At 49.1% G+C, this 25,491-nt stretch carries 32 protein-coding genes and 2 riboswitches; of the genes, 5 read left to right on the forward strand and 27 right to left on the reverse strand.

Annotated elements, in window-relative coordinates; translation table 11 throughout:
- Positions 1-77: 77 nt before the first annotated feature.
- A riboswitch (FMN riboswitch) is annotated at positions 78-219 on the forward strand.
- Between the two features lie 155 nt (positions 220-374).
- Positions 375-941 carry an ECF transporter S component gene (locus U719_RS12510; RefSeq protein ID WP_023469140.1) on the forward strand — a complete coding sequence of 189 codons (567 nt, stop codon included), beginning with the start codon at positions 375-377 and terminating at the stop codon, positions 939-941.
- A gap of 76 nt (positions 942-1,017) precedes the next feature.
- Here the strand turns inward: U719_RS12510 and U719_RS12515 are convergent, their stop codons facing one another.
- Positions 1,018-1,251, reverse strand: coding sequence for a YuzB family protein (locus tag U719_RS12515; protein ID WP_023469141.1), 234 nt, complete (start codon positions 1,249-1,251; stop codon positions 1,018-1,020).
- Positions 1,252-1,343: 92 nt separating this feature from the next.
- On the opposite strand from U719_RS12515, the gene U719_RS12520 reads away from it, so the two are divergent.
- Positions 1,344-2,396, forward strand: a complete 1,053-nt coding sequence (locus tag U719_RS12520; protein ID WP_023469142.1) for an NAD(P)/FAD-dependent oxidoreductase — start codon at positions 1,344-1,346, stop codon at positions 2,394-2,396.
- 41 nt (positions 2,397-2,437) lie between these two features.
- Here U719_RS12520 and U719_RS12525 read toward each other — a convergent pair whose 3' ends face one another.
- Positions 2,438-2,734, reverse strand: a complete 297-nt coding sequence (locus U719_RS12525; RefSeq protein ID WP_023469143.1) for a DUF1462 family protein — start codon at positions 2,732-2,734, stop codon at positions 2,438-2,440.
- 109 nt (positions 2,735-2,843) lie between these two features.
- Between U719_RS12525 and U719_RS12530 the strand changes: the two genes are divergently transcribed.
- Positions 2,844-3,071 carry a NifU family protein gene (locus U719_RS12530; RefSeq protein ID WP_012371190.1) on the forward strand — a complete coding sequence of 76 codons (228 nt, stop codon included), beginning with the start codon at positions 2,844-2,846 and terminating at the stop codon, positions 3,069-3,071.
- A gap of 42 nt (positions 3,072-3,113) precedes the next feature.
- Here the strand turns inward: U719_RS12530 and U719_RS12535 are convergent, their stop codons facing one another.
- Entirely contained in the window at positions 3,114-3,878 is a 765-nt protein-coding gene (locus U719_RS12535) for a TIGR01457 family HAD-type hydrolase (RefSeq protein ID WP_023469144.1), read from the reverse strand.
- Positions 3,879-3,884: 6 nt separating this feature from the next.
- The gene (locus U719_RS12540) at positions 3,885-4,328 is read right to left on the reverse strand and encodes a DUF86 domain-containing protein (RefSeq protein ID WP_023469145.1); all 444 of its coding nucleotides are present in this window, start codon (positions 4,326-4,328) and stop codon (positions 3,885-3,887) included.
- Between the two features lie 151 nt (positions 4,329-4,479).
- On the opposite strand from U719_RS12540, the gene glpX reads away from it, so the two are divergent.
- Positions 4,480-5,460 carry a class II fructose-bisphosphatase gene (gene glpX, locus U719_RS12545; protein WP_023469146.1) on the forward strand — a complete coding sequence of 327 codons (981 nt, stop codon included), beginning with the start codon at positions 4,480-4,482 and terminating at the stop codon, positions 5,458-5,460.
- 35 nt (positions 5,461-5,495) lie between these two features.
- On the forward strand, positions 5,496-5,771 hold the full coding sequence (locus U719_RS12550) for a DUF3055 domain-containing protein (protein ID WP_023469147.1): 276 nt from the start codon (positions 5,496-5,498) through the stop codon (positions 5,769-5,771).
- Positions 5,772-5,804: 33 nt separating this feature from the next.
- On the opposite strand, the gene U719_RS12555 is transcribed toward U719_RS12550, so the two are convergent.
- The 23 genes from U719_RS12555 to U719_RS12665 form a co-directional block, all read right to left on the reverse strand.
- Positions 5,805-6,251 (reverse strand): general stress protein, encoded by a 447-nt coding sequence (locus U719_RS12555; protein WP_023469148.1) that lies wholly within the window; start codon positions 6,249-6,251, stop codon positions 5,805-5,807.
- An 85-nt stretch (positions 6,252-6,336) separates the two neighbouring features.
- Positions 6,337-6,714, reverse strand: a complete 378-nt coding sequence (locus U719_RS12560; RefSeq protein ID WP_023469149.1) for a YutD family protein — start codon at positions 6,712-6,714, stop codon at positions 6,337-6,339.
- A gap of 93 nt (positions 6,715-6,807) precedes the next feature.
- Positions 6,808-7,707, reverse strand: coding sequence for a lipoyl synthase (lipA, locus tag U719_RS12565; protein ID WP_023469150.1), 900 nt, complete (start codon positions 7,705-7,707; stop codon positions 6,808-6,810).
- Positions 7,708-7,769: 62 nt separating this feature from the next.
- Positions 7,770-9,071, reverse strand: a complete 1,302-nt coding sequence (locus tag U719_RS12570) for a bifunctional UDP-sugar hydrolase/5'-nucleotidase (protein ID WP_023469151.1) — start codon at positions 9,069-9,071, stop codon at positions 7,770-7,772.
- 21 nt (positions 9,072-9,092) lie between these two features.
- Positions 9,093-9,935 carry a DUF72 domain-containing protein gene (locus U719_RS12575; RefSeq protein ID WP_023469152.1) on the reverse strand — a complete coding sequence of 281 codons (843 nt, stop codon included), beginning with the start codon at positions 9,933-9,935 and terminating at the stop codon, positions 9,093-9,095.
- Positions 9,936-10,012: 77 nt separating this feature from the next.
- Positions 10,013-10,567, reverse strand: a complete 555-nt coding sequence (locus U719_RS12580; protein WP_023469153.1) for a dihydrofolate reductase family protein — start codon at positions 10,565-10,567, stop codon at positions 10,013-10,015.
- Positions 10,568-10,651: 84 nt separating this feature from the next.
- On the reverse strand, positions 10,652-12,049 hold the full coding sequence (gene sufB / locus U719_RS12585; RefSeq protein WP_023469154.1) for a Fe-S cluster assembly protein SufB: 1,398 nt from the start codon (positions 12,047-12,049) through the stop codon (positions 10,652-10,654).
- Positions 12,050-12,085: 36 nt separating this feature from the next.
- Complete coding sequence (sufU, locus tag U719_RS12590) at positions 12,086-12,520, reverse strand: Fe-S cluster assembly sulfur transfer protein SufU (protein WP_023469155.1); 435 nt, start codon at positions 12,518-12,520, stop codon at positions 12,086-12,088.
- Complete coding sequence (locus U719_RS12595) at positions 12,510-13,733, reverse strand: cysteine desulfurase (protein WP_023469156.1); 1,224 nt, start codon at positions 13,731-13,733, stop codon at positions 12,510-12,512. Before U719_RS12595 ends, sufU begins: the two co-directional genes overlap by 11 nt.
- A gap of 1 nt (position 13,734) precedes the next feature.
- Positions 13,735-15,012 carry a Fe-S cluster assembly protein SufD gene (gene sufD, locus U719_RS12600; protein ID WP_023469157.1) on the reverse strand — a complete coding sequence of 426 codons (1,278 nt, stop codon included), beginning with the start codon at positions 15,010-15,012 and terminating at the stop codon, positions 13,735-13,737.
- Positions 15,013-15,030: 18 nt separating this feature from the next.
- Positions 15,031-15,816: a Fe-S cluster assembly ATPase SufC gene (gene sufC / locus U719_RS12605; RefSeq protein ID WP_023469158.1), complete on the reverse strand. Its 786-nt coding sequence runs from the start codon at positions 15,814-15,816 to the stop codon at positions 15,031-15,033.
- A 133-nt stretch (positions 15,817-15,949) separates the two neighbouring features.
- Entirely contained in the window at positions 15,950-17,200 is a 1,251-nt protein-coding gene (locus tag U719_RS12610) for an MFS transporter (protein WP_023469159.1), read from the reverse strand.
- Positions 17,201-17,279: 79 nt separating this feature from the next.
- Positions 17,280-18,113: a MetQ/NlpA family ABC transporter substrate-binding protein gene (locus U719_RS12615; protein ID WP_023469160.1), complete on the reverse strand. Its 834-nt coding sequence runs from the start codon at positions 18,111-18,113 to the stop codon at positions 17,280-17,282.
- A 32-nt stretch (positions 18,114-18,145) separates the two neighbouring features.
- Positions 18,146-18,811 (reverse strand): methionine ABC transporter permease, encoded by a 666-nt coding sequence (locus U719_RS12620; RefSeq protein WP_023469161.1) that lies wholly within the window; start codon positions 18,809-18,811, stop codon positions 18,146-18,148.
- Entirely contained in the window at positions 18,808-19,830 is a 1,023-nt protein-coding gene (locus U719_RS12625; RefSeq protein WP_023469162.1) for a methionine ABC transporter ATP-binding protein, read from the reverse strand. The genes U719_RS12620 and U719_RS12625 overlap by 4 nt, the downstream gene beginning before the upstream one ends.
- A gap of 78 nt (positions 19,831-19,908) precedes the next feature.
- Positions 19,909-20,013, reverse strand: a riboswitch (SAM riboswitch).
- Positions 20,014-20,070: 57 nt separating this feature from the next.
- Positions 20,071-21,237 carry a bifunctional cystathionine gamma-lyase/homocysteine desulfhydrase gene (locus U719_RS12630; RefSeq protein WP_023469163.1) on the reverse strand — a complete coding sequence of 389 codons (1,167 nt, stop codon included), beginning with the start codon at positions 21,235-21,237 and terminating at the stop codon, positions 20,071-20,073.
- Entirely contained in the window at positions 21,230-22,153 is a 924-nt protein-coding gene (locus U719_RS12635) for a PLP-dependent cysteine synthase family protein (RefSeq protein WP_023469164.1), read from the reverse strand. The genes U719_RS12630 and U719_RS12635 overlap by 8 nt, the downstream gene beginning before the upstream one ends.
- Complete coding sequence (locus U719_RS12640; protein ID WP_023469165.1) at positions 22,150-22,614, reverse strand: S-ribosylhomocysteine lyase; 465 nt, start codon at positions 22,612-22,614, stop codon at positions 22,150-22,152. The genes U719_RS12635 and U719_RS12640 overlap by 4 nt, the downstream gene beginning before the upstream one ends.
- Positions 22,615-22,617: 3 nt before the next feature.
- On the reverse strand, positions 22,618-23,256 hold the full coding sequence (locus tag U719_RS12645; RefSeq protein ID WP_023469166.1) for a class I SAM-dependent methyltransferase: 639 nt from the start codon (positions 23,254-23,256) through the stop codon (positions 22,618-22,620).
- Between the two features lie 538 nt (positions 23,257-23,794).
- A complete protein-coding gene (locus U719_RS12650) occupies positions 23,795-24,076 on the reverse strand; it encodes a thioredoxin family protein (RefSeq protein WP_023469167.1) in 282 nt (93 codons plus the stop codon).
- Positions 24,077-24,174: 98 nt separating this feature from the next.
- Positions 24,175-24,558, reverse strand: coding sequence for a glycine cleavage system protein GcvH (gcvH, locus tag U719_RS12655; protein ID WP_023469168.1), 384 nt, complete (start codon positions 24,556-24,558; stop codon positions 24,175-24,177).
- Between the two features lie 64 nt (positions 24,559-24,622).
- A complete protein-coding gene (locus U719_RS12660; protein ID WP_023469169.1) occupies positions 24,623-24,985 on the reverse strand; it encodes an arsenate reductase family protein in 363 nt (120 codons plus the stop codon).
- Positions 24,986-25,024: 39 nt separating this feature from the next.
- Complete coding sequence (locus U719_RS12665) at positions 25,025-25,477, reverse strand: DinB family protein (protein WP_023469170.1); 453 nt, start codon at positions 25,475-25,477, stop codon at positions 25,025-25,027.
- Between the last annotated feature and the right edge of the window lie 14 nt (positions 25,478-25,491).

Consider the following 25,491-nt stretch of genomic DNA (forward strand, 5'->3'; position numbering starts at 1 on the left):
TCTGAGCGAATCGAAACCTAGTTGCTTGAAACTATCTTGAATTCGTTGTATAAATGGTATGTACAACAAAATAATCGTTCCATCTTCAGGGCAGGGTGAAATTCCCGACCGGCGGTAAACAACTATTATGAGTTGAAGCCCGCGAGCGAATAGGGCGCTATTTGCTGATTCTGTGTAATTCAGGAGCCGACAGTATAGTCTGGATGGGAGAAGATGGCGGCATGAGTTTGAATTTGATCGATTTTTGCAACAATCGATTAGGTTTATTTAATGCGGACTTCTCCCCTGTTGATCTCATCAATAGGGGTTTCTTTATGGACGCAGTCATGCCAATACTTCATCGAGAGGAACGAGCAAAAGGAGACAATACTCGTATGAAACGCACACAAAAAATGGTCACTCTGTCAATGTTAGGTTCAATCTCATTTGTTCTTATGCTTATCAATTTTCCACTGCCGTTCTTACCGAACTATCTGAAGATCGACTTCAGTGATGTTCCTGCTCTCGTCGCAGCGATCATGTTCTCACCGGTCGCAGGTGTCATCGTCGAAGCATTGAAGAACGTGTTATATTACATCTTCCGCGGAAGTGGTGTTCCGGTCGGAGAATTCGCGAACTTCGCTGCTGGTGTCGCATTCGTGCTTCCTGTCAGCTGGTTCTACCACAAAAAGAAATCAACACAAGGTCTCGCAACTGGCCTCGTCGCTGGTACAATCACGATGGCACTCGGTCTTGCGATTCTCAACTATATCTTGATCCTTCCAGCATATGCATGGTTCCTCGGTATGGACTACATGGCGGATCCAGCTGTCAAATGGACAGCAATCACAGCCGGTATCTTACCGTTTAACGTCATCAAGGCATTGTTCATCTCGGCACTCTTCATTCCGTTGTTCATGAAACTACGACCATGGATGATGCGCCGTCAACAATCTGCCTGATCCGAAAAGCTGCGCCCGCTGACGGACACGAATCCCCTCGTTCAGACGAACGAGGGGATTTTTTGGCTGTTCGGGCTCACAGCTCATTCTCTTCGATTTTTAGGTAAATCTTTTCAAGCAACTCTTCCGGCGTCTCGCCTACGACCGTCTCACCATCAACGAGACAAAAATGATCAAGCGAACAAATGCCGCAATAGCCAAGGCAACCGTATTCGACGACGTCGACGTTCGGGTCACGTTCGAGTTGCTCCATGACGACCTGTGTACCAGCCGCTAAGTTACTGATACAAAATTCAATAATCGGATTCACTTTTTTTCCTCCTTCAAGCAGGAAACGACCTGCCTCATGTCGTATTATACAAGGTCAGACTGATTTAGGGGAACTAAGGGGGATTTTACGTTATGAAGCAATTGGTCGTACTCGGCGGAGGATATGGTGGAATGCGGATTTGTGAGCGATTCAAGGACGAGGAAGTTGCCGTCACGCTCGTCGACCGTCTACCGTACCACGCACTCAAAACGGAATATTACGCACTCGCAGCAGGTACATTATCAGATCGAGATGTCCGGATTGAATTTCCGGAGGGGAAACATCTTACTTATAAATATGGACATGTCATTAAAATCTCACCAGAGACGAATACGGTCCACCTGCAAGACGGATCAGAATTATTCTATGATGACTTGATCATCGCCCTCGGTTGCGAGGATAAATACCACAACATTCCGGGTGCTCAAGAGTTTACATACAGCATCCAGACACTTGAAGAATCGCGCAAGACACAGCAAGCGATCTGTGGTCTGTCACCGGGGTCCGTCGTCTCGATCGTCGGTGCTGGTCTATCTGGTGTTGAACTTGCCAGTGAACTGCATGAAAGCCGGAAGGATTTAACGATTCGTCTGTTCGACCGCGGTCCATCCGTCTTGTCATTCTTATCCGACAAAGTCTCATCTTACGTCCAGGAATGGTTCGAGGAGCATGACGTGGAAGTCATCAACAATTCGAACGTCACGCTCGTCACGGCGGACGACGTCCGAAACGGCGACGATACGTACCCGTCGGACTTGACGATTTGGACGGCAGGTACGCAGCCGGTCAAGGTCGTTCGTGATCTCGGCTTTGCTGCAGACAGTGGCGGTCGGATCAAATTGACGGCACATCACCATGTACCGGAATACGATAACGTCTTCGTCATCGGCGATTGTGCCAGCTTGCCGTATGCACCAAGCGGTCAACTCGCAGAACATCAGGCAGAACAAGTCGTCGACGTCTTGCAAGCGAAGTGGCAAGGGAAGAAATTGCCGAAACTGCCAGAAATCAAACTGCGCGGGATGCTCGGATCGCTCGGGAAATCAGACGGTTTTGGGATCGTCATGGGCAAGCAAGCGCTGACGGGGAAAGTCCCACGTCTCTTGAAGTCCGGCGTCTTATGGAAACACAAAAAGATTAAATGAACAAAAGAGGTGTCCCAAGCTTTGGGATACCTCTTTGTCATTCATCCCGTCTGACTTAACTTTGCATCAATCGCCGCCGTGATCGTCTTCAGCTTGACGTACCCCTCGTCAATCATCTCATCATCAAGCACGATCAATGGATAAAAATAGATATCCTCTTTTAGCGCTTCCGTCCATCGATCCGATGTTGCTGTCTCGAAATCGACATAGCGAAGCGTCATCGCTTGCTCATATTTTCGCCCGAGGACAGCTTGTAGCCAACTGAACGTCTCTTCCGAGCTAGGTGCCCCGACACAACTCGGACAAGTGACCGCTGTTCCATAAACCGTGATTTCCATCTTGAAGTCCCCCTTTTCAATTCTCTCCTCTTTAGTATACAAGTTTTCCAGATTGAGAACATTTTTCAACCCTGTTACAATGAAACTATACGAAAGGATGTGTTTACGCATGGAAATGTTTGATCAAGTGAATGAAGTTCTTGAAAAATTGCGTCCGTTCCTTCTTCGTGATGGAGGAGACGTTGAACTCGTAGATGTAGAAGACGGAATCGTAAAACTCCGTTTGATGGGAGCTTGTGGTAGCTGTCCAAGTTCAACGATCACATTGAAGGCCGGTATCGAACGTGCCCTTCTTGAAGAAGTCGCTGGCGTCGTTGAAGTCGAACAAGTCTTCTAATACATGAAATCCCGAACGAATTCTCGTTCGGGATTTTTTGATTCATAGAATCCATTCTGCTAATGTATCGACCATGTATGTCGGTTGACGATCCTGACCTTGAATGAAGACGGGTGTATGGACGCCAGAATTGACGTGCATCGTCCGGATGCCTCCATTGATTCCGAATAGAATATCCGTATGGTAGTTATCCCCGACCATGATGACGTCTTCTTTTGACAGACCAATCATCTCCGTTGCGATATCGACCATGACCGGTTCCGGTTTACCGATGAAGAACGGTTCCTTCTCCGTCGTCACGCGCAGGACGGACGTCAAGGCACCGTTTCCTGGTAAGAATCCACGTTCTGTCGGAATGGCAATGTCTCCGTTCGTCGAGATGAAGCGAGCACCGGCACGAATCGCGAGGGCACCGACAGCGAGTTTTTCATACGTGATCTGACGGTCGAGACCGATGACGACGTAATCTGCCGCTTCTGTTGCGACGACGTCTAACCCTTCCCGTTCAAGCGCATCAATCAGTCCTGTCTCACCGATCGCATAGACGCGCGCTTTCGGTGATAGATCAGCGATATAACGACCGGTCGCCATCGCACTCGTCAAGACGTGTTTCGCATCGGAATGAACACCCATCCCGCGTAATTTCTCCGCCACGGCTTCTGCCGTCATCGACGCATTATTCGTCACGAACAAATACGGAATCCCTTCTGCTTGCAGACGATTGACGAAATCGACCGCTTCTTTTACCGGTTCCGTTCCGTTATACATCGTTCCATCTAAATCAAATAAATAGCCTTTTGCCTTCATCCTGACTCACTCCTCGTTTGGTAAAAATGCAGACACCGGTCCGAGTTCTGTCTCGATATACCGGCGAATCGCTTCCGGGAAACGACGTAGCTCTGCTTCCTCTGTCTCAAGTACCGCCCGAATCTCCGCCATACTCGACTGTGTGAATGACCGGACGATCAACGTACGTAACGCAACGAGCTTCTTCAGACTCGTCGCGAGCGGTCCATCGATGACCTTCTCATCTTCTAAAATGAGGATGATATCTTCATAACTTCCCGGATCCCGCATGATGAATCCATCAATCATACTGTTTCCGATGTCGATGACACTTTCGATGACTAAAAAACCGATCCGTTCCATAGCCAGTGCCGTCGTCACCGGATCCCCCGTAACTTCCTTACTTTGTCGAAGTGCCGTCTCATAACAAACGACCGTCTCTTCGATTTTTTGACGATTGACGAAATACATCTTCATTCCCCCTCACATCCTCCATTTTATCGTTATCCGGCAATCCTGAAAAGCAGAAAGGTCATTTGCATCACATTCCCCAATGTGTTATCCTCAATTTAGATTTTTGCTGAAAATAGTATGTCATATTGGTGACGTGGAGGTTATATACATGGAACGGGAACTCGCACTGGAAATCGTACGCGCTACGGAAGCAGCAGCACTAGCTTCTGCTCAATGGATTGGTCGCGGTAAGAAAAATGAAGCGGATGATGCAGCAACGACTGCGATGCGCGAAGTCTTGAACACGGTCAACATGAACGGAACGGTCGTCATCGGTGAAGGCGAACTCGACGAAGCACCGATGCTCTTCATCGGCGAACGTGTCGGAACAGCAAACGGTCCAATCGTTGACATCGCCGTCGACCCGCTCGAAGGTACGAATATCGTCGCCAAAGGTCTCGGTAATGCGATGGTCGTCATCGCTGTCGCCGATCAAGGTGCCCTGCTCCACGCACCGGATATGTATATGGATAAATTAACAGTTGGACCGAACTTGAAGGGGCACGTCTCGCTCGACGATCCACTTGAAGTCATCATTGAAAAAGCAGCTCAATACAACAATAAACGGATTGAGGACGTCACGGTCATCATGCAGGACCGCCCGCGTCACGATCACTTCCGCGAAGCCGCGATGCGAATGGGCGCACGGGTTCGTCTGTTCGAAGACGGCGATGTCTCAGCTGGAATCGCACCACTATCTCCTGCGACAGGAATCGATATCTTCATCGGTACAGGCGGTGCTCCTGAAGGTGTCATCACGGCTGCTGCCGTTAAAGCGATGGGCGGCGACATGCAGGCACGCTTACACCCGATGAACGAAGAAGAAACTGCTCGTGTCATCCGGATGGGGCTTGAAGATCCGCTTCAACTCTTGATGCTTGATGACCTCATCAAAAGCGACGACTGTATCTTTGCTGCGACCGGCGTCACGACGGGTGAAATGCTCGATGGCGTTAAGTTCTTGACGGATGATATCGTTGAGACGACATCCCTTGTCATGCGTTCAAAGACACGGACGATTCGAAAAGTCATCGCCGAGCATAGCTTATCGTGTAAACCATACTTGCAAAAAGTCCCCCAAACCCTTTAATCTGAAACAGATGTTAGGGAAATGAGGGAAGCTGAATGATGGAAGAACGTGATTTTTTATATGATGATGTCGAACAAACGAAGACACGCTTTGTCAGTTGGATCGGAGAAGCTAGTCGGTTTGATCTCGCCATCACGCACTCGGAACATTTTTACGGTAAGATTCTCGTCTTGAATCTCTTATCGAATCGCTATGCGATCATCGGTGCGGACGATTTTGATGAACCTGGCTACATCGCGACGGCGTTTGACGTCGAAGACGATGCGGCAACGGAACTCGAGATGTATCTACGCGCTTATATCGGTCTATGAAAAAAGCCTTCGTCCGCGGACGAAGGCTTTTTCTTATAGGAGACGATCGTTTCGTTCATTTAATGTGTTCGGTCCGCTGAAGACGTTCGTATTGTCTGACTCGTCATGGGCACGACGCTCCGAATGCTGATCCGCTTCATCACCGACGAGTAATACGAATTGACCGCTTTCGACCGCATGATTCGCACGATCGACGTCTTCCTTCGTCAAGCCACTTCCACGAATAGCATCTCCGTGGGAAGCCGTGTCATCTTTTTTGAAGATGCTCTTGATTTCCTGCCAGAGATTACGATGATCTTCCTGTGACAGACGCGTAGATGTCTGTTGGTTGTTCAAATCCGCTAGTTCCTCGATTTGTTCGAGATCGTATTTGTCGTGTGCTAAGACTTTTAAATCAGTCGAGACGACACCGGCAACACGGAGATCGTGCACGGCACTAACAACTTCTGGTACGGATGAGTAAATTCCAACGATTCGCATGGATGGTTCCCCCTATAGGTACATGATACTTATAGTAATAGCCGAATTCCGTCCACTAGAAACGCTTTTCTGTATGACAGTTTGATTACTCGCTTTCCGTCTTCTCTGGTGCAGGTGCGAACTTCCGTTTCAACTTCAACGTATTGGATGAAGAACCGTCGAAGCGAGGTGGTGCTTCTTCTCCTTCTACCAATCCGATCTTCTTGACGATAAAGTAGGCACATCCGAAGTTACAGTATTCGTAGAGATAATCCGCCACATGCGAAATTTTCGTATCGAATGTCGCTTTCTCGTGTTGATCCTCATAGAAGCCACGTAGCCGTAATTGACCGTGCCCCCAGTCCCCCACGATATAATCATATTTCTCTAGGACATCGCTAAAACGACCGATGAAGGCTTCCTCATTAAAACCTTCCCGCTTCTCTTCGACGACCTCATAACGTTCCCGATTGACTTGTATCATTATTCCCACCTCCCGCTGTTCTTATCATAGCATATTCCATTTCGCCTGGCAGACGAAAACCGTCCGAGCAACTGCTCGAACGGTTTTTGATCGTTAGTCGATCGGAAGTGCTGTTTTATTCTTTTTCGCTGCGTTGACTTGCTCATCCGCGTGATACGACGAACGAACGAGTGGACCTGCCTCACAGTGCGAGAATCCTTTGCTGAGTGCGATTTGCTTCAGTTCAGCGAACTCTTGTGGTGTATAGTATTTGATGACGTCGAGGTGTTTTTTCGTCGGTTGGAGATACTGACCGATTGTCATGATGTCGACGTTATTTGCGCGAAGATCATCCATCGTTTCAAGAATCTCTTCCCATGTCTCACCAAGACCAAGCATCAAGCTCGACTTCGTTGGAATTTCAGGTGCGAGTTCCTTCGAACGACGAAGGAATTCAAGCGTCCGGTCGTAAGTTGCTTTCGCACGAACGGTCGGCGTCAGACGGCGGACCGTCTCGATGTTGTGGTTCATGATGTCAGGTTGTGCATCGATCAGCGTTTTCAATGCCTCAAAGTTCCCACCCATATCTGAAGGCAAGACTTCGATTGACGTCTCTGGATTCATCCGACGCACTTCACGGACGGTTTCAGCGTAAACGCCTGCTCCGAAATCATTCAGATCGTCACGGGCAACCGCTGTGATGACTGCGTGCTTCAGGTTCATCAAACGGACGGATTCCGCAACACGTTTTGGTTCTTCGAGATCGAGTTCGTTTGGACGTCCTGTCGTCACGGCGCAAAAACGGCACGCACGTGTGCAGATACTTCCGAGAATCATGAACGTCGCCGTCCGGCGTACCGCCCAACACTCGTGGATATTCGGACACTTTGCTTCCTCACAGACAGTATGTAGCTTTTTCTCGCGCATCATACTTTTTAATTCTGTGTAGGTTTCATTCGTATTCAGCTTGATTTTCAACCATTCCGGTTTACGTTGGATTTCTCCGCGTCCCATGGTTTCGCTTCCCCCTTCATCCCCAAAAAGTCAATTCATGTCTGCTTTAGTATAACAAACAATCAGGGTTTGCGAACATGCAATTCATTATATTCCGACTTCTCCGATAAGCGTTCGAACAACAAATCCCGTAACAATTCCGGCATGAAGTATTCTTTGGGCATTTCTTTGATTGCTGGAAAGAGTGGACCGAACGTGAACATATCCGGCAAGACGACCGTATAGTTTTGCGTTGGCTCAAGCGGTTGATGTGCCGCCAAACCAGCATAATGCATCCGCCCCATCAACTTACCACGGAAACCGAGACCTCGAACCTTTAGTTGTTCGAACTGATCTGTTTTGACTTCGTCGAGGAAAGTTTGTAATTCCACTCCGGTCATCGTCACTTTACAAGGATTGATCGGGTGCGGACAGAGTCGATGTAAATCAAAGGCAGAGACAGGACCTGGTGGAAGTGACCCAAGCAGAATACCTGCCGGGACACAAGCGATATCCGCATCACACCAATCACGCATCGTCTCGACAAGCAATTGTGAGAACGGCGACTCGCTGAACCAATCATTGGCTAGACCCGATGTCTCGCCAATCGGCTCCTTCATCTGTTGTTCCGCCAGATACTGTTCGCGGTCGAGTAATTTCGCCGTCGCTTCGTCCTCGACGTAATCGTGTAAGGAATGAAGGACCGCTTCCTTCTCACCCGTATCCGTATTCATATAAATTTCACCCGCATACTGCCCATGTTTACCGGCTTGGGTGATTAAGACACCGTTCTTAACGACACCGTCATCAAGGACATGGTGCGTATGCGCACCGATGATCAAATCAAGTTCTGGAAAACGCATCGCGAGTTCTTCGTCTTGATAGAAACCGAGGTGACTCAAACAAATCAAGACGTCGACTTCTTGACGCAAATGTTCGATTTCACGCGCTGCGACGTCAAACGGTTCTTCGATCGTCCAACCAAGTAAACCGTACAGTTCGATATACGGTGCCGTCAGACCAAAGACGCCGACTTTTCCGGTCGGTAATTCGTGAATGACTCCTTGCTTGGCAAACGGTGCTTCTAAATTCGAGACGAGGACCGGAAAGTCCGCTTCCGTGTAGAGGTTCGCTAACCAGTCGTGCGGAAACGTGATGCCTTCATTGTTCCCGATCGTCACGGCAGTCGGCATCAACGCATTCAGTAGATGCGTATTGATTTTTCCTTTTGTTGCTTCCGTCGCTGGATCAACACGGTCAGCATGATCGCCGAGATCAAAAACGAGCGAATCATACGTCCGGTGTTCCTTGACGAAGGACATGTAGCGAGGCCACATGTCGAAGTGTGAATGCAGATCATTATAGTGAATGATGTGTAACTTCATGCAGAAGCCCCCCTTGATGATTTAAAACAATGAGATTTGTCGCGGCGCGAGTTCATAGTCGAGATCGAGAATCTCGATTAATCGTTTCGCATTCGGGGCAGCATCTCCTGCTGAGTTGTTATTGAAGAAGACATATACATCCTTTGCTTCCGCTGCCACGTTTCGGACGTGGTTTGCGAGTTCCTGTAACTCGTCTTCTGAGTAGCGGTAGAGACAGCGGACTTTTCGCCAATCGTCGCTGCTTTGACCCGGTTTCTTTAACCAACCCGCTTTATTTCGTCCATGGAGGCGGATGAATGCCGTCTCCTGCGTCACGACCGGTACGAATGGTACGGAACCATCTTCGGTCTGGGGTTCGTCACAAATCGTATGAATAAACTGATGTTCCTTCAAAAATCGGAGCGTCCGCTCACGATAAGCTTCCGAATACCACGATGGATTTCGGAACTCAATCGCGACCGGCAGTCCAGCAAGTGATTTTCGGATCGTTTGCAAATACTCCAAGTGCATTTTGCTGACATCGAACCAGGGCGGTAACTGCACGAGGATCGCTGCAATCTTTCCACTCTTTCGCATCGGTTCGATCGACGCGATATATTGTTCAAAAATCGGACCGAGCGGATCTTTATTCTCCCGGTCATGTCCACTCATCGCCCGGTGGACCTTGACGATGAAGCGGAACCCGTCCGGTGTCTCGGATGTCCATTTTTCGTAGTTTCGTTCCGGTTGAATCGCATAGAACGTCGAGTCGACCTCGACTGCTGGAAAATGTCCCGCATAAGCGGCGAGCTTCTCCTTACGATCTTGCGGGGTCAAGTAGAGACTATCATGATCTCCCCAGCCCGTAACACCGATATATATCATGCGCTCCTCCCCCTTACGTGTTCTATTCTACCTATTCATCATAGCATAGCAGAATCCGGGATTTCTTCTTCGATGCTTCAATTTAAACGTTCATATTCAAGTATGATACATCCCGATTCGAAGTATTGTGTTTTGATCATTTTTAAGTGTTGCGGTTGATCGAACACCGGAAACATCCGTTTTCCACCGCCGAGCAGAACAGGATAAATCACGATATGATAACGGTCGACGAGTCCAAGTCGTATCGCTTCAGCAGCAAGCGTCGCCCCACCAATCGCAATCTGTTTTCCAGGCAAGGCTTTTAGTGCTTGAAGTTCCTCGGTAAGTGACTTGGTCGCTAGACGTGTCTTTCCTTCGACAGCGTCGAGCGTCCGCGAGAAGACGACCTTCTCAAGCGATTGCCAGGTTTTCGCATACTCAACGACAATCGGCTCGTCTTCCTGATCCGCTGTCTCCCAGTATTGCATCATCTCGTACAAACGACGTCCATAGACATGGGTATCGAACGCTTTCTCATAGTCATTGAAATACTGATGTAATTCTGCGTCCGGTGAAGCGAAATCGATCCTACCTGACGCATCTTCGATATAACCGTCAAGCGAGACTTGAAAGGAATAGACGATGTCACGCATAATAATCCCTCCTTTTTCACTCTTTACCCCAATAACCATTTCATGAAAAAACTCCCCCATCCGTAGATGAGAGAGCAAGACGAATTATCCGATTGAACCTTCCATCTCGAACTTGATGAGACGGTTCATTTCGACCGCATATTCCATTGGAAGTTCTTTCGTGAACGGCTCGATGAAGCCCATGACGATCATTTCCGTTGCTTCCTCTTGTGAAATCCCGCGGCTCATGAGGTAGAACAATTGCTCTTCCGAGACCTTCGAGACTTTCGCTTCGTGCTCGAGCGAAATGTTATCGTTGAGGATTTCGTTGTACGGAATCGTATCCGACGTCGATTGGTTATCCATGATGAGCGTATCACATTCGATGTTCGAACGTGCGCCTGTCGCTTTCCGTCCGAAGTGGACGATACCGCGGTACGTGACTTTACCACCATGTTTTGAGATCGACTTCGAGACGATCGTCGACGATGTGTTCGGTGCTAAGTGAATCATCTTCGCACCCGCATCTTGGTGTTGACCTTTACCAGCGATTGCGATCGACAATGTCATACCACGTGAACCTTCACCTTTGAGGATGACGGCTGGGTATTTCATCGTCAGTTTCGAACCGATGTTACCATCGACCCATTCCATCGTTGCGCCAGCTTCACAGATCGCACGTTTCGTAACGAGGTTGTAGACGTTGTTCGCCCAGTTTTGGATCGTCGTGTAACGGCAGTAAGCGTTTTTGTTGATGAAGATCTCAACGACCGCTGAGTGAAGCGAGTTCGTTGTGTAGACCGGTGCTGTACATCCTTCGACGTAGTGAACCGATGCTTCGTCATCAACGATGATCAACGTCCGCTCGAATTGACCCATGTTTTCCGAGTTGATGCGGAAGTAGGCTTGAAGCGGCGTATCGACTTTAACACCTTTTGGTACGTAGATGAACGATCCACCTGACCAGACCGCTGTGTTCAAAGCTGCGAACTTGTTGTCTGTTGGCGGGATTAATTTTCCGAAGTACTCACGGAAGATATCTTCGTTCTCTTTTAACGCTGTATCTGTATCTTTGAAGACGACACCGATTTCTTCGAGGTCTTCTTTCATGTTGTGGTAGACAACCTCTGACTCGTACTGAGCCGAGACACCTGCCAAGTATTTTTGCTCTGCTTCTGGGATACCGAGTTTGTCAAACGTACGTTTGATTTCTTCTGGTACTTCATCCCACGATTTTTCTGCCCGTTCAGACGGCTTGACGTAGTACGTGATGTCGTCGAAGTTCAATTCTGAGAGATCGCCACCCCACGCTGGCATCGCTTGTTCGTTGAAGATCTTAAGTGATTTCAAACGGAAATCAAGCATCCATTGTGGTTCTTCCTTCATTTTCGAGATCGTTTCGACGACTTCAGTCGTCAAGCCACGTCCAGAACGGAAGATCGAGATATCGCGATCGTGGAAACCATATTTATAATCGCCAATTTCCGGCATGTTCTTTGCCATGTTCATTTCCTCCTCTTACTTGCTTGTGACCGAAGTTTACTTCCCTTCTTCTACGCCGCGTTCGAGCGCCTTCCAGGCAAGTGTCGCACATTTGATCCGTGCCGGGAATTTCGTGACACCCGAGAGTGCCTCGACGTCCCCGAGGTCGAACGATTCGTCGTCATAGTCTTTTCCTTGGACCATGTCCGAAAAGATATCCGCGAGTCGTAAGGCTTCTTCGATAGTCTTACCTTTGACGAGTTGCGTCATCATTGAAGCAGACGCCATGCTGATCGAGCAGCCCTCCCCGTCAAATTTCGCATCACGGACGACATCGTCTTCAATCGCGAGCTGGAGACGAATCGTATCGCCGCACGTCGGATTGTTCATGTCGATCGTGACGCCCCCCTCGATCGCACCGCGATTTCGGGGAGTTTTATAGTGATCCATGATCACTTGACGATACAAGTGATCGAGATTGTTAAAATCCATGACTGAAATACTCCTTCGTTTGGCGAAGTCCTGTCACGAGTGCGTCAACCTCTTCTTTCGTGTTATAGAGATAGAAGCTAGCGCGAGCCGTCGAGCTCGCTCCGAGCCAACGCATCAGGGGCTGTGCACAGTGATGACCGGCGCGAACCGCGATTCCCTGCATATCAAGGACGGTTGCGACGTCATGTGCATGGACATCACCGAGATTGAACGTGACGAGTCCAACGCGTTCTTCCGGACCGTAGATCGTGAGTCCGTCGATGTCACGCATTTGTGCCATCGCGTACTGCGCGAGTTCACGTTCGTGTGCTTCGACGTTCTCTAAACCAATCTCTTCTAAGAAATCAATCGCTGCTGATAAACCAACGGCACCAGCGATAATCGGCGTACCCGCTTCGAAACGATATGGAGACGGTTTGAACGTCGATTCTTCAAGACCAACGTAATCAATCATCTCGCCACCGAACTCAACCGGTTCCATCGCATTGAGTAATGCCTTTTTCCCGTAAAGGACACCAACGCCTGTCGGACCACACATCTTGTGTGCGGAGAAAGCGAGGAAGTCACAGTCGAGATCCGTGACATTAATCCGTTGGTGTGGCGCACTTTGCGCGGCATCGACGACCATGACGGCACCGCGAGCGTGCGCAAGACGCGCGACTTCTTTGATCGGATTGATTGTACCGAGAACGTTCGAGACGTGTGCCATCGCGACGATTTTCGTCCGGTCAGACAGTTGTGCTTCGACCGCTTCGACCGTCACGCGACCATCCGCTGTCAAATCAACGTATTTCAACTTCGCTTTTTTGCGTTTAGCGACTTGTTGCCACGGAATGAGATTCGCATGGTGTTCGAGGTACGTGACGACGATTTCATCGCCTTCTTCGACATGCTCCATACCGTAGCTTGACGCGACGATGTTGATCGCCGTCGTCGTGCCGCGGGTAAAGATAATTTCTTCATGGTGTTGCGCCTGGATGAAACGACGAACGTTCTCACGCGCACCTTCGTACGCATCCGTCGCTCGTGTTCCGAGCGTATGGACGCCACGGTGCACATTCGAATGAATCGTCTTATAGTAGTCGTCAATCGCATTGATGACGACGAGCGGCTTCTGCGAAGAGGCCGCACTATCGAGATAGACGAGTTTCCGGTCGTTGACCTGTTGGTCGAGGATCGGAAAATGATTGCGGATGGATGCATCGATTCCCATATTAGTTTACTTTCCCTTCGATGACTTGAACGAGACGTTCTTTCACCGAGTCAATCGCAAGTTCCGAGACGACTGGCTGGAGGAATCCGTGAACGACGAGGCGTTCTGCTTCCTTCCGTGAAAGGCCACGGCTCATCAAGTAGTAGAGTTGTAGTTCATCGACACGACCGACAGATGCCGCGTGTCCTGCCATGACGTCATCCTCATCGATCAAGAGGATCGGGTTCGCATCACCACGTGCCTTTTCAGACAACATGAGGACACGTTCCGTTTGAACGCCGTTTGATTTCGAAGCGCCGTGATGGATCATCGACGTTCCGTTGAAGATCGATGTTGCTGCGTCTTTTTGGACACCGTGGATCAAGATGAAACCTTCTGATCCTTTACCGAAGTGGTCCGTCCGGACGTTGAAGTTTTGTTTTTGCTCTCCACGACCGACCGTAACGGCTTTCGTATCTGAGAACGAATCGTTTCCGACGAGGTGTGTTTTTGTTTCTGTAACCGTGTGACCGTCATTCATGTGACCGAGTGCCCATTCGAGCTTCGCGCCTTGTTTGACGACACCACGACGGTTCATATACGTGATGGCACCTTTCGATAACGTGTCGACACCACCGAAGAGGACTTTTGCGTTGTCTTCAACGAAGACTTCTGTGACGACGTTGACGTTATGCGCTTCGTCACCGTAAGAGACGAAGTTCTCGATATACGTCAATTCGCTGTCAGCGTCTGCGACGATGATCGCGTGATGGTAAAGTGCTGCGCCTGATTGCTCAAGCGTGTAAATCGCTTGCATCGGTACAGAAAGCTTGACGCCTTTTGGTACATAAAGGAACGTACCGCCGTTACGAAGTGCTGCGTTTAATGCCGCAAGACGATCTTCGTTGACTTGAACGCCTTCCGTCATGAAGTACTTCTCGACGAGTTCCGGGTGTTGTTTTAATGCGTCTTCGAGCGTCGTGAAGATGACGCCGTTCGCCGCTTCACTGTTTTGCGCGTGAACGAGTTGTCCGTTACGCGTGACGAGCATGTGATCACGGTTTTCGCCGATCAATGCTTCGATATCTGAAGAAAGACCAGTGACGGTTTCGAGTTCCGTCGTACCTTCTGTGAAGTTCCAGCCTTCAATCTTGATTTTTTCTACTTTTGGCAATGCGAGCGTTGGGGCAAGATCAAGCGCGTCTTGACGCTTTGCGACCATCCAAGATGGTTCCCCTAAGCGAGTCGCACGTTCTGCCACTGCCTCGCGATTTACTGCAAGATTCAGTTCTACAGTCATCATGCTTCCTCCCTCGTCTTACGCTTTTGTTTCGATTTCGACGTCTTCGATGCCGAGTTCTTTTTTAACCCAGTCATAACCTTCTGCTTCGAGACGGTGTGCGAGTTCTTTACCACCAGACATGACGATTTTTCCGCCCATCATGATGTGGATGAAGTCTGGCTCGATATAGTTCAAGAGACGTTGGTAGTGCGTGATGATCAAGCAGCCGAATTCAGGTGAACGCATTTCGTTGACACCTTTTGCGACGACTTTCAATGCATCGATATCAAGACCTGAATCGATTTCATCAAGAATCGCGATCGCTGGTTTAAGCATCATCATCTGAAGAATTTCGTTACGTTTCTTTTCTCCACCAGAGAAACCTTCGTTGAGGTAACGGTGTGCCATTTCTGAAGGCATCTCGAGAAGACCCATTTGTGAATCAAGCTCACGGATGAACTTCATGAGTGAGATTTCATCGCCTTCTTCACGACGCGAGTTGATCGCTGAACGAAGGAAGTCGGAGTTCGTGACACCACTGATTTCGCTTGGGTACTGCATTGCGAGGAACATACCCGCTTGTGCGCGCTCATCGACTTCCATGTCGAGGACGTCTTCGCCGTCGAGTGTGACTGAACCAGATGTCACTTCGTACGATGGGTGACCCATCAATGCTGATGCGAGTGTTGATTTACCTGTCCCGTTTGGTCCCATGACCGCGTGGATTTCCCCGCCTTTGATTTCCAAGTTGACGCCTTTCAAGATTTCCTTGCCGTCGATCGCGACGTGTAGATCTTCAATCTTCAAGTGTGAAGCCTTCATGTTAGAATCCCTCCATCTATTCATTTCGTGACTGACGATTCAGAACACGAGCGTTACTAATTTAGTATCATTCTAATCTTAAAGAAACATCGCGTATTATTCAAGCGTCATCGCTCGCTGATTTTTCTCAAAATCATGCGTTTTGTTGAGAATCATTCGAAAGTTTCACCGGTTCCTCCAGTTCATCGATCGTCGAAGCCCGATGAATCCGTTGTGACAGTAAGAGCAGTGGTATTCCGAATAATGTCAAGCCCGCTAATATCCCGAAAATCGGTAACGGACGGTCCGCTCCATATAAACTTAACAAATGTCCTCCGGCGATCGGACCGATTGATTGTCCGATCGACGTCAAGCCCATCGCCCCGAAATAACTGCCCCGTAATTCTGGCTTCGCGAACCGATCGGTCAAGATGTCGGTCATCGTGAACATCATGACTTCCCCGCACGTGAAGATGAACATCGCGACGATCATCAACCAGATCGCGTTCGCATTTCCCATGATGAACAATCCGATCGCAACAGTCGCAATCCCAGTCGTGATCGAGACGAGTGGTGACGTCTTGACACCAAACTTCATGATCGGATATTGGACGATCAAGACGGTGATCGCATTGATCGTGATTAAGATCGCATAGAGTGTCTTCCCACCTTCAAGGAGTGACGTCTCCGTCAAGAACTGTGGCAAGGTCGAGTTGAACTGACTGTAGCCAAAAACCCCGAAGATGATGCCGGCAAGTGCCAGCGTAAAGGCGATATCCGTCCGCAACAGACGAACCGTTGCTCCGAATGACACCTTTTTCCCACCATACGTCTCGGTGATTGGATGACGTTTGAATAAGATACCAATCATCACCCCGTACACGATATAGACGAACGCCGTGATGTAAAACGTCGCGGACGTGTTTCCCGCACTCAGCAGTAAAGCAATTCCCGGTCCGATCGCTGCTGCGATGTTGATCATCGCGTAACGGATATTGAAGACGAACAATCGGTTCGCTTCGTCCGTCGTATCACTGATCAAGGCACGGGCGGATGGTTCAAAAATCGAACGACAGACCCCGTTCAAAGCACTGAGCGTAAAGAATGCCCAGAATGTCTCGACTTGTGCCAGCGCAATGAAGACGATCGCGAATCCGATCGTTCCGGCAAGCATCATCGCCCGGCGACCATACCGGTCCGACAAGGTGCCGCCGATGAAACTCATGACGAGACTGGCGATCGCCGAGATACTGAGTACCCAGCCAACATCGACAGGATCAAATTTCAGGACGGTCGTCATGTAGATGGCGAAGAACGGCATCGTGATGAACGTTCCGAGACGTGAGAAAAACGTCCCGAACAAGACCCCGAGTGTCAACGGATGCAGTTGACGTATGCGTTGCATATGATTCCCCCTAACCCCTGTTTCAGACAAATGAAAAGCATCCTTCCATTATATAGGAAGGATGCCGGCTTCGGTGAACTTATTTGCTGACTGGAACGACCGCACCTTTGTACTTGTCGAGGATCCAATCTTGGTTTTTCTTTTCGTGCAGAACGTCAAGAAGTGCTGTGACACGCTTGTCTTTTTCATCGCCATCACGTGTAACGATGATGTTGACGTATGGTGAAGACTCATCTTCTGAAGCGATCGCGTCTTTCAATGGGTTCAGACCGTTATCGATCGCATAGTTCGTGTTGATGAGGACGGCGTCGCCTTCATTGTTTTTGTAAGCTTGCGGAAGAAGTGATGCTTCGATGTTCGTCTTGAACTTGAGTTTCTTCGGGTTCTCCGCGATATCACCGAGTTGTGCATCTGTCGTTTTACCGTCTTTAAGCTTGATCAATCCTTCATTTTGAAGGAACGTCAAGACACGACCGCGTTCCGCGACGTTTGAGCTCGTTAAGATCGTTGCACCGTTTGGTAACTTATCGAGTGACTTGTATTTCTTCGAGTAAATACCGAGTGGTTCAACGTGGACGCCACCTGCGTTCGCGAACTTATATGATTTGTTTTCTTTCTCTTGTTGCTCGAGATACGGTACGTGCTGGAAGTAGTTCGCATCGATTTCTTTTGAAGCGAGCGCTTTGTTCGGAAGTACGTAATCTTGGAACTTCTTGATTTCAAGCTTGTAACCTTTTGCTTCGTATTCTTTTTTGACGTGCTCAAGAATCTCAGCGTGCGGTACGTTCGAAGCACCAACGACGAGTGTTTTGTCGTCGCTACCTGATCCTGATGATTTTTCGCCACATGCAGCAAGGCTAATAGCTAAGACGGATACAGCAGCAGTACCTACGAATTTTTTCCAAGTTTTCATGAATGATTCCTCCAATATGATTAAGTTTCGAATTAACGTTTATCGATTGCGCGGATCAGCAAGTCACCAATGATTTGGATGACGAAGACGATCGCTAAGATTAAGAGTGTCGCAATGACGATGACATCGTTTTGAGAACGCTGGAATCCTTCGATGAAGGCCATGTCCCCAAGTCCACCTCCGCCGACTACTCCGGCCATTGCCGTATAACCGACAAGTGAGACGAGTGTGACCGTGATACCAGAAACGATGGCAGGCAACGCTTCCGGGATTAAGACTTTATAGATGATCTGGAACTTCGTCGCGCCCATCGATTCGGCTGCCTCGATGACACCTTTATCGACTTCGCGTAACGCGAGTTCAACCATCCGACCGTAAAATGGTGCAGCACCGAAGATCAGTGCCGGTAGTGCTGCCGTTGGTCCGAGGAACGAACCGACGATTGCCGTCGTAAATGGAATCAATAAAATCAGTAAGATGATGAACGGAATCGAACGGAAGACGTTGACGACCAAGCTCAACACTGAATAGAACGCCCGATTCTTGAACAATAACTCTTCGTTTGTCGCATACAATAGTAAACCAATGATCAAACCGAGGACGAATGTCGAAACCCCAGCGATTGCCGTCATATAGACGGTACTGCCTGTCGCTTCCCACACCATGTCCCAATCTAGATTGTCAAAGAATGAAATCATCGGTGATCCACCTCCACTTCAACATCACTGGCTTGAAGCTTCGTGATGACCGCTTGTGTTGCTTCTGTTTCCCCGATCAACTGAATGAACAGTGTACCGAGTGCCCCTTCCTGTGATTGACCGACGTTTCCGCCGATGATATTGAACAGGACCGGCGAATCCTTCATGACTTCCGCGAGGATCGGGCTTTCTGCTGTCGATCCGACGAACGTCAACTGAACGATTTTTCCGGTTGGGTACCGTTCGCGTAGTTTCGCGAACGTTAACTCGTTCTCCGACGGCGACGTCAATTGTTTGACGAATTCCTTCGTCATCGCTTGCTTCGGATGACGGAAGACTTCTGCGACCGGTCCTTGCTCGACGATTTTACCGGCTTCCATGACGGCGACCCGGTGACAGATTTTTTGAATGACGTGCATCTCGTGTGTGATCAAGACGATCGTCAGTTTCAGTTTTTCATTGATGTCGACGAGTAACTCAAGGATTGAGTCCGTCGTCTTCGGATCGAGTGCACTTGTTGCCTCGTCACATAAGAGAACGTCCGGGTTCGATGCCAGTGCCCGAGCGATACCGACACGTTGTTTTTGACCACCGGATAATTGTGACGGATAGGCTTTTTCGCGTCCGTCCAAACCAACGAGTTGGATCAGTTCCGCGACCCGTTCCTTGCGGTGTGCTTTCGGGAAGCCACCGAGCTCGAGTGGGAACATGATGTTCTCTTCAACCGTCCGTGACCATAGTAAGTTGAAGTGTTGGAAGACCATCGAGACATTCTTGCGGACGCCTCGTAATTCCTTAGGTTTTAGTGATGTCATTTCAACACCATCGATTTGGATCGAACCACTCGTTGGTGCTTCGAGCATATTCAGTAATCGGATCAGGGTCGATTTCCCTGCTCCGGAATAACCGATTATTCCAAAAATTTCACCGCGCTCGATTGTCAGATCGACATTCGCGACGGCTTCGACCGCTCCGCGCTTTGAGCGATAAATCTTTCCTACGTCTTGTAAACGAATCACAACTGTCCCTCCTAAAATAAAAAAAGTGCGCGCGTTTTAGAGCAAACGCGCGCACTTTTCAGTACACAAAACCATTTGCTCTCATCTCCCAGACTTTTGTCTGCTGGAATTAGCACCACTTCGGATTAGATCCGCGGTTGCCGGGTTTCATCGGGCCAGTCCCTCCACCACTCTCGATAAGAGTTTCGGTATTAAGTTTGTAGAATATATTCTGAATATTAGCAGGGGTTATTTTTGTTGTCAAACAGTTTTTTCAGAAACTTTTTCGAGGAACGTGAAAGCACGTGTTAAGTCTTCTTTCAAATCTTCCGCATCCTCAAGTCCAACTGAAATCCGAACGAGACCGTCCGTGATGCCGAGTTCTGCCCGACGTTCTGCTGGGATCGACGCGTGCGTCATCCGTGCAGGCACCGAAATCAGACTCTCGACGGCACCAAGACTCTCAGCGAGTGTGAAGAAGTGTGTCGCCTCGACGAGTTTTTCTGCGTTCGCTGCTGAACCGACATCAAAGCTGATCATCCCACCAAATCCAGTCGCTTGTTTCGCTTGGATGTCGTGACCAGGATGCGATGCAAGTCCTGGGTAGAAGATGTTCGAGACGATGTCTTGCGCTTGTAGGAACGCAACGAGATCATGTGCTGTCTCTTCGATCGCATCCATCCGGATACCGAGTGTACGAAGACCACGGACGAGCAAGAAGCTGTCTTGCGGTCCAAGCACGCCGCCTGTCGAGTTTTGAATGAAGTGCAGCTCTTCGCCGAGCGCATCATCTTTGACGACGACAAGTCCAGCGACGACGTCCGAATGTCCGCCAATGTATTTCGTCGCACTGTGCAAGACGATGTCTGCACCAAGTGCGAGTGGTTGTTGATGGTATGGTGTCGCGAACGTGTTGTCGACGACGAGTTTAAGATCGTGACGTTTGGCGATTGTTGCGATTGCTTCAATGTCCGTAACTTTCAACAACGGGTTCGTCGGTGTTTCGACGTAGACTATCTTCGTGTTGTCTTGGATCGCTGCTTCCGTTGCCGCAAGATCCGTCGTATCGACGAATGTCACTTGGATGTTGAACTTCGGTAAGACGCGTTGCATCAAGCGGAACGTACCACCGTAGACGTCATCCGTCATGACGATGTGGTCGCCAGACTCAAGCAAGTGGAAGACGGCATGGATCGCTGCCATCCCAGAACCGAACGCAAAACCACGTGCGCCGCCCTCGAGATCCGCAATCAATCGTTCGATGCTCGTCCGTGTCGGGTTCGCTGTCCGTGAGTATTCGTATCCGTCCTTAAGTTGACCGATTTTATCCTGCTTGTATGTGCTTGTTTGATAGATTGGAGGTGTGACGGCTCCTGTTGCCCGATCGACACCTGTTCCTCCATGAATCAATGCTGTCTTCTTACGCATGAGTTTCGTCCACCTTTTCAAAGATTTGTTGGCTTAAATAGCGTTCGGCACTGTCTGCGAAGACGGTGACGATCGTACTGCCGGGGTGACGCTTTGCGATATCAAGCGCAGCAACGAGCGCTGCACCTGCTGAACTACCAACGAGTAATCCTTCGCGAGCAGCGAGTGTATGAACCGCGTCAAATGCATCGCGGTCAGAAATCGTATGAATCTCATCAACGAGTTCACGCGGAACGAGGCTTGGCCATTTCGCTGTACCGATACCTTCTGTCTTATGCGGACCGGCTGGACCACCATTTAAGACGGAGCCTTCCGGTTCAACGATTGCTGCTTTTGTACCGAGACGTTGTTTTAAGAAGTCCGCTGTTCCGGCGAACGTACCACCTGAACCACAACCGGCAACGAACCAGTCGATGTGCGGCAAGTCCGCAATCAGCTCAGGACCGAGTGTCCGCTGATACGTGACTGGGTTCTCTTCGTTTTCGAATTGTAACGGAACGTAACTATTCGGAATTTCTTGACCGAGTTCTTTTGCCCGGTCGATGGCCCCTTGCATATCGAGTTCAGTCGGTGTGTTGACGACGGTTGCGCCGAGTGCCCGCATCAACGTCTGCTTTTCCTGACTGAATTTTTCCGGAACGACACAGATGACTTGGAGATCGTATTTTTTAGCGGCGAGCGCCAAGCCGATGCCGGTATTCCCGGCTGTCGGCTCGATGATCGTACCGCCTGGTGTCACATGTCCGTTTTCGATTGCTGCATCAACGAGTTGAATGCCAAGGCGGTCTTTGACGCTGCCCCCAGGGTTCATCCATTCGAGCTTCGCCAAAATGCGCGTACCAGCAGGCAAATCGAATGAAGTGATCTCGTAGAGTGGTGTGTTTCCGACGAGGTCGCGGACGTTGTTCGCGATCATCCGAAGACGATGTCCCATTCATCACGACCGGCAAGCATTTTCTCGGCATAGTGCTTCGCTCCTTTGAGGTCATGTGCGCTCGCAAATCCACATTGGACTTCGTTTTGCGCTGGAATCTCTTCTGCTGCGAGGACGTCTTTCAACGTCTTCTCAACGAGTTCGCTCATTTTTTCGACCGAGTCGAAGTTCATCATCGCCATGTAGAAACCTGTTTGGCATCCCATCGGCGAGACATCGATGACATCATCCGAGTAGTTACGGATGTTTTCAGCAAGTAAGTGCTCGAGTGTGTGCATCGCACGCATCGGCATTTGCTCAACGTTTGGTTGCGTGAAACGGATATCGTATTTGACGACTTGGTCGACTTTACCTTCTTTATAACCCGCGACGCGGATATAAGGTGCTTTGACTTTCGTATGATCCAGGTTAAAGCTTTCGACGTTCATTTTTTGAAGTGCCATGATTTATTCCCCCATTTTCTCGGCTTCTACGAGCCAGACGAAGTGATTGTATTGTATAAATTTAACAGTGAATCCTCGTGCTGTAAACAATTCTTCCATGACTGGAATCAACGGGTAGAACTCGCGTTCGAGATCTTCCGCTAACGCGTCGAACCCTTGAGCACGTGCTTCACGAATCGTTTGCAGGCGTGCCTCTTCTGAGACGAACATCGTATCCGCGTAGACGATTTTTCCGTCTGCCGGTAAATGTGATGCCATCAGTTCGATCGCTTCTCCCTTTTCCTCATCTGTTAGATGATGAAACGCATACGTCGAAACAAAACTGCGTGCTTCCTTCGCTTCGAACGAGAGGAAGTGACCGTCTTGTACATCAAGTGACGGAATCTTTTCCGTCAGGATTGCCCGCATCTCCGGACTTGGTTCGACGGCGAGTACGGCGTCGTGACGTGCCAGAAGACGTTGTGTCAGGTTCCCTGTGCCTGCTCCGAATTCAATGACCGGCGACTGCGCTTTATCCGCTACTGTATCCAAAATCTCATCGTATCGACGAAAAACCTCTTTATACTCCGGATCGTGTCCGGTTACTGTCTCGTCATACGTCGATGCCCATTCTGTGAAAACATCCATAAAACGTACTGTCATGCCTTGTCGTCCTCCATCTCACCAGTTAATTCCGAGTAATCGGATATGAATTAAAGTAATTTTCCTTATTCGCATTGTAGCAAGGAGATTCTATCCTGGCAAGCGACCGGCTCAAAAAACTTCCAGAAAACAAAAAAAGGCGTTGCCGGCGAACCGACAACACGAATAATGTGGTTAGAAATGCTACGAAGGAAAACCCAGCTCCATTCGGAATTGTTCGCTCTTCCGCGTGGAGGACGGCGCCTGTTCGACATGATCGCCAGCTTACGTTCACTTCCTGATCGGTCCTTTCGATCCACCACCCGTTCATTGCACCGCTTCGTCTTTGGGGGACGACTTAAGGGGAAACAATACACCGGCTTAGGATGGGAGAAAGGGTTCAGGACTTGAATCGTATTGAACGATCATCTCTGCTAGACTTCCTATAATGCATTTCTAGAAGTTGTTATGAATATACCATTCATATTTCTGCGTTGTCAACGGATTATTGTAAATATTCCGACAATTTAACAAAAAGAAAAATCCAATCGGACTTCTCTTACCGTTCTTGACAGAAAGCAAAGACGTTTTGAACGGACTGGAAAGCATAAAGTCGCTCTACGACTTGATTTTCTTCAATTCGCAACAACGCAGGAACACTCATGACACGGGCTTCTTCTAAAAAATCCGGAATGAAATTCCCGTTCGCCTTCTGAATCGATTGACCTGATTCCGTCGCTTCGACGATATCGAGCATACGTTCCGCGATGGCGCATGTCCCGCACATCGGTGCATAGACATACAATAGCCCGTTTTCCGGGACGGTCGTGACCTCTTGCATGACGGTCGCTCCTTTCTTCGTGGTATCTGTCGTCAGTATACAAAAAAAAGAGAGCGGACGAAACGCAAGCGCCTCGTTCACTCTCTTTTCGTTAAGTATTACTCGTTGATCATCGATTTGTATGCTGCAGCATCCATCAATGCTTCGACTTGCGATGCATCTTCGATTTCGATGTCGACCATCCAAGCGCCTTCGAATGGTGACTCGTTGACGAGTTCTGGGGAATCTGAAAGATTTTCGTTGATGGCAACGACTTTACCAGAGATCGGTGCATATAATTCCGAGACTGTCTTGACCGACTCGACTGAACCGAATGGCTCGTTTGCTGTGATCGTATCACCGACTTCAGGCAATTCGACGAAGACGATATCCCCGAGTTCGTGTTGCGCGAAATCCGTGATTCCGATGCGCGCCTTGTTTCCTGATACTTCGACCCATTCATGTTCTTCCGAATAGCGTAAGTTGTCTTTTACTTGACTCATTTCCGATTCCCCCTGTGGACTAATTTGGACTAACGTGTTCAGTATACCAAAATCGACTCTGAACTTAATACCATTTTCCTTGATACATTTCTTCCTTGAAGCCGATCGTGACGTCTTTCCCGTCTGTAACGATCGGACGCTTCAACAACATACCATCACTTGCGAGCAACTTGTATTGCTCGTCTTCCGATAACTCTGGAAGTTTGTCCTTGATCCCTTGCGAACGATACGATTGACCGCTCGTGTTGAAGAATTTCTTCAACGGCTCTCCACTCTTTTGATGAAGTTCCTGGATCGTCGTTGCAGATGGTGTTTCCTCGACGATATGTTTGTAATCCACTTCGACACCGTGCTGTTCGAGTGCTTTTTTCGCTTTGACGCACGTACTACATTTCGGATAGCCGTACATCGTGACTGTTTTTGTCATATTCCTCACCTCACCTCACCTTCAAGAGTAGCAGATGGATCACTTCTGCTTCAAGCGTGCGAGCGCCCCGTCAATCTGATCTTGATGATGGGCGTCATGGGCAACGAACGACTCGACGAAGGCTTGCGGTCGAAAATCCTCATAGGTCGCTTCAAATTGCTCGTCAGACAAACGATCGAGGTGATTGACGATGTCACGCCGGACGCTGATTGCTTTCTTCAATAAGGCGAGCGGATCAATATGATGCGCATATTCGACCGCTAGTCGATTGAACTGATCAAAATCCGTCTCGACGAGCGTCAACGGTTCATCCGGTAATTTCGAGATGGCATGATCGTAATAAAACCGGTCCCATAAATACAGATGACTGACGCACTCAAGGACGGTCCACTTGTTAAGCGCAAGCGGCAGATCCCATTCTTCCGGCGACAAACGTTCAAGGGATTGATAGTAGGCAATCGCAAATTGCAGTTCAACCAATTCTTGGCGCATCTCGTTTTCCTCCT

The organism is Exiguobacterium sp. MH3 (assembly GCF_000496635.1).
In the GTDB taxonomy this organism is placed as follows: domain Bacteria; phylum Bacillota; class Bacilli; order Exiguobacteriales; family Exiguobacteriaceae; genus Exiguobacterium_A; species Exiguobacterium_A indicum.

What these genes read in the sequence shown, in the direction of transcription:
- U719_RS12530 (WP_012371190.1), top strand. Translation starts at nt 2,844, where the DNA reads ATGGAAATGTTTGATCAAGTGAATGAAGTTCTTGAAAAATTGCGTCCG.
- U719_RS12660 (WP_023469169.1), bottom strand. Translation starts at nt 24,985, where the DNA reads ATGACAAAAACAGTCACGATGTACGGCTATCCGAAATGTAGTACGTGC.
- sufB (WP_023469154.1), bottom strand. Translation starts at nt 12,049, where the DNA reads ATGGCAAAGAACATGCCGGAAATTGGCGATTATAAATATGGTTTCCAC.
- U719_RS12640 (WP_023469165.1), bottom strand. Translation starts at nt 22,614, where the DNA reads ATGGCACTTCAAAAAATGAACGTCGAAAGCTTTAACCTGGATCATACG.
- U719_RS12535 (WP_023469144.1), bottom strand. Translation starts at nt 3,878, where the DNA reads ATGAAGGCAAAAGGCTATTTATTTGATTTAGATGGAACGATGTATAAC.
- sufU (WP_023469155.1), bottom strand. Translation starts at nt 12,520, where the DNA reads ATGGATTTTAACAATCTCGATCACTTGTATCGTCAAGTGATCATGGAT.
- U719_RS12620 (WP_023469161.1), bottom strand. Translation starts at nt 18,811, where the DNA reads ATGATTTCATTCTTTGACAATCTAGATTGGGACATGGTGTGGGAAGCG.
- U719_RS12520 (WP_023469142.1), top strand. Translation starts at nt 1,344, where the DNA reads ATGAAGCAATTGGTCGTACTCGGCGGAGGATATGGTGGAATGCGGATT.
- U719_RS12665 (WP_023469170.1), bottom strand. Translation starts at nt 25,477, where the DNA reads ATGCGCCAAGAATTGGTTGAACTGCAATTTGCGATTGCCTACTATCAA.
- U719_RS12635 (WP_023469164.1), bottom strand. Translation starts at nt 22,153, where the DNA reads ATGATCGCGAACAACGTCCGCGACCTCGTCGGAAACACACCACTCTAC.
- U719_RS12650 (WP_023469167.1), bottom strand. Translation starts at nt 24,076, where the DNA reads ATGCAAGAGGTCACGACCGTCCCGGAAAACGGGCTATTGTATGTCTAT.
- U719_RS12615 (WP_023469160.1), bottom strand. Translation starts at nt 18,113, where the DNA reads ATGAAAACTTGGAAAAAATTCGTAGGTACTGCTGCTGTATCCGTCTTA.
- U719_RS12575 (WP_023469152.1), bottom strand. Translation starts at nt 9,935, where the DNA reads ATGATATATATCGGTGTTACGGGCTGGGGAGATCATGATAGTCTCTAC.
- lipA (WP_023469150.1), bottom strand. Translation starts at nt 7,707, where the DNA reads ATGGGACGCGGAGAAATCCAACGTAAACCGGAATGGTTGAAAATCAAG.
- U719_RS12560 (WP_023469149.1), bottom strand. Translation starts at nt 6,714, where the DNA reads ATGATACAAGTCAATCGGGAACGTTATGAGGTCGTCGAAGAGAAGCGG.
- U719_RS12595 (WP_023469156.1), bottom strand. Translation starts at nt 13,733, where the DNA reads ATGGGAATCGATGCATCCATCCGCAATCATTTTCCGATCCTCGACCAA.
- sufD (WP_023469157.1), bottom strand. Translation starts at nt 15,012, where the DNA reads ATGACTGTAGAACTGAATCTTGCAGTAAATCGCGAGGCAGTGGCAGAA.
- U719_RS12550 (WP_023469147.1), top strand. Translation starts at nt 5,496, where the DNA reads ATGATGGAAGAACGTGATTTTTTATATGATGATGTCGAACAAACGAAG.
- U719_RS12525 (WP_023469143.1), bottom strand. Translation starts at nt 2,734, where the DNA reads ATGGAAATCACGGTTTATGGAACAGCGGTCACTTGTCCGAGTTGTGTC.
- U719_RS12555 (WP_023469148.1), bottom strand. Translation starts at nt 6,251, where the DNA reads ATGCGAATCGTTGGAATTTACTCATCCGTACCAGAAGTTGTTAGTGCC.
- U719_RS12510 (WP_023469140.1), top strand. Translation starts at nt 375, where the DNA reads ATGAAACGCACACAAAAAATGGTCACTCTGTCAATGTTAGGTTCAATC.
- U719_RS12540 (WP_023469145.1), bottom strand. Translation starts at nt 4,328, where the DNA reads ATGTATTTCGTCAATCGTCAAAAAATCGAAGAGACGGTCGTTTGTTAT.
- U719_RS12570 (WP_023469151.1), bottom strand. Translation starts at nt 9,071, where the DNA reads ATGAAGTTACACATCATTCACTATAATGATCTGCATTCACACTTCGAC.
- U719_RS12580 (WP_023469153.1), bottom strand. Translation starts at nt 10,567, where the DNA reads ATGCGTGACATCGTCTATTCCTTTCAAGTCTCGCTTGACGGTTATATC.
- sufC (WP_023469158.1), bottom strand. Translation starts at nt 15,816, where the DNA reads ATGAAGGCTTCACACTTGAAGATTGAAGATCTACACGTCGCGATCGAC.
- U719_RS12630 (WP_023469163.1), bottom strand. Translation starts at nt 21,237, where the DNA reads ATGCGTAAGAAGACAGCATTGATTCATGGAGGAACAGGTGTCGATCGG.
- U719_RS12610 (WP_023469159.1), bottom strand. Translation starts at nt 17,200, where the DNA reads ATGCAACGCATACGTCAACTGCATCCGTTGACACTCGGGGTCTTGTTC.
- gcvH (WP_023469168.1), bottom strand. Translation starts at nt 24,558, where the DNA reads ATGAGTCAAGTAAAAGACAACTTACGCTATTCGGAAGAACATGAATGG.
- U719_RS12645 (WP_023469166.1), bottom strand. Translation starts at nt 23,256, where the DNA reads ATGACAGTACGTTTTATGGATGTTTTCACAGAATGGGCATCGACGTAT.
- glpX (WP_023469146.1), top strand. Translation starts at nt 4,480, where the DNA reads ATGGAACGGGAACTCGCACTGGAAATCGTACGCGCTACGGAAGCAGCA.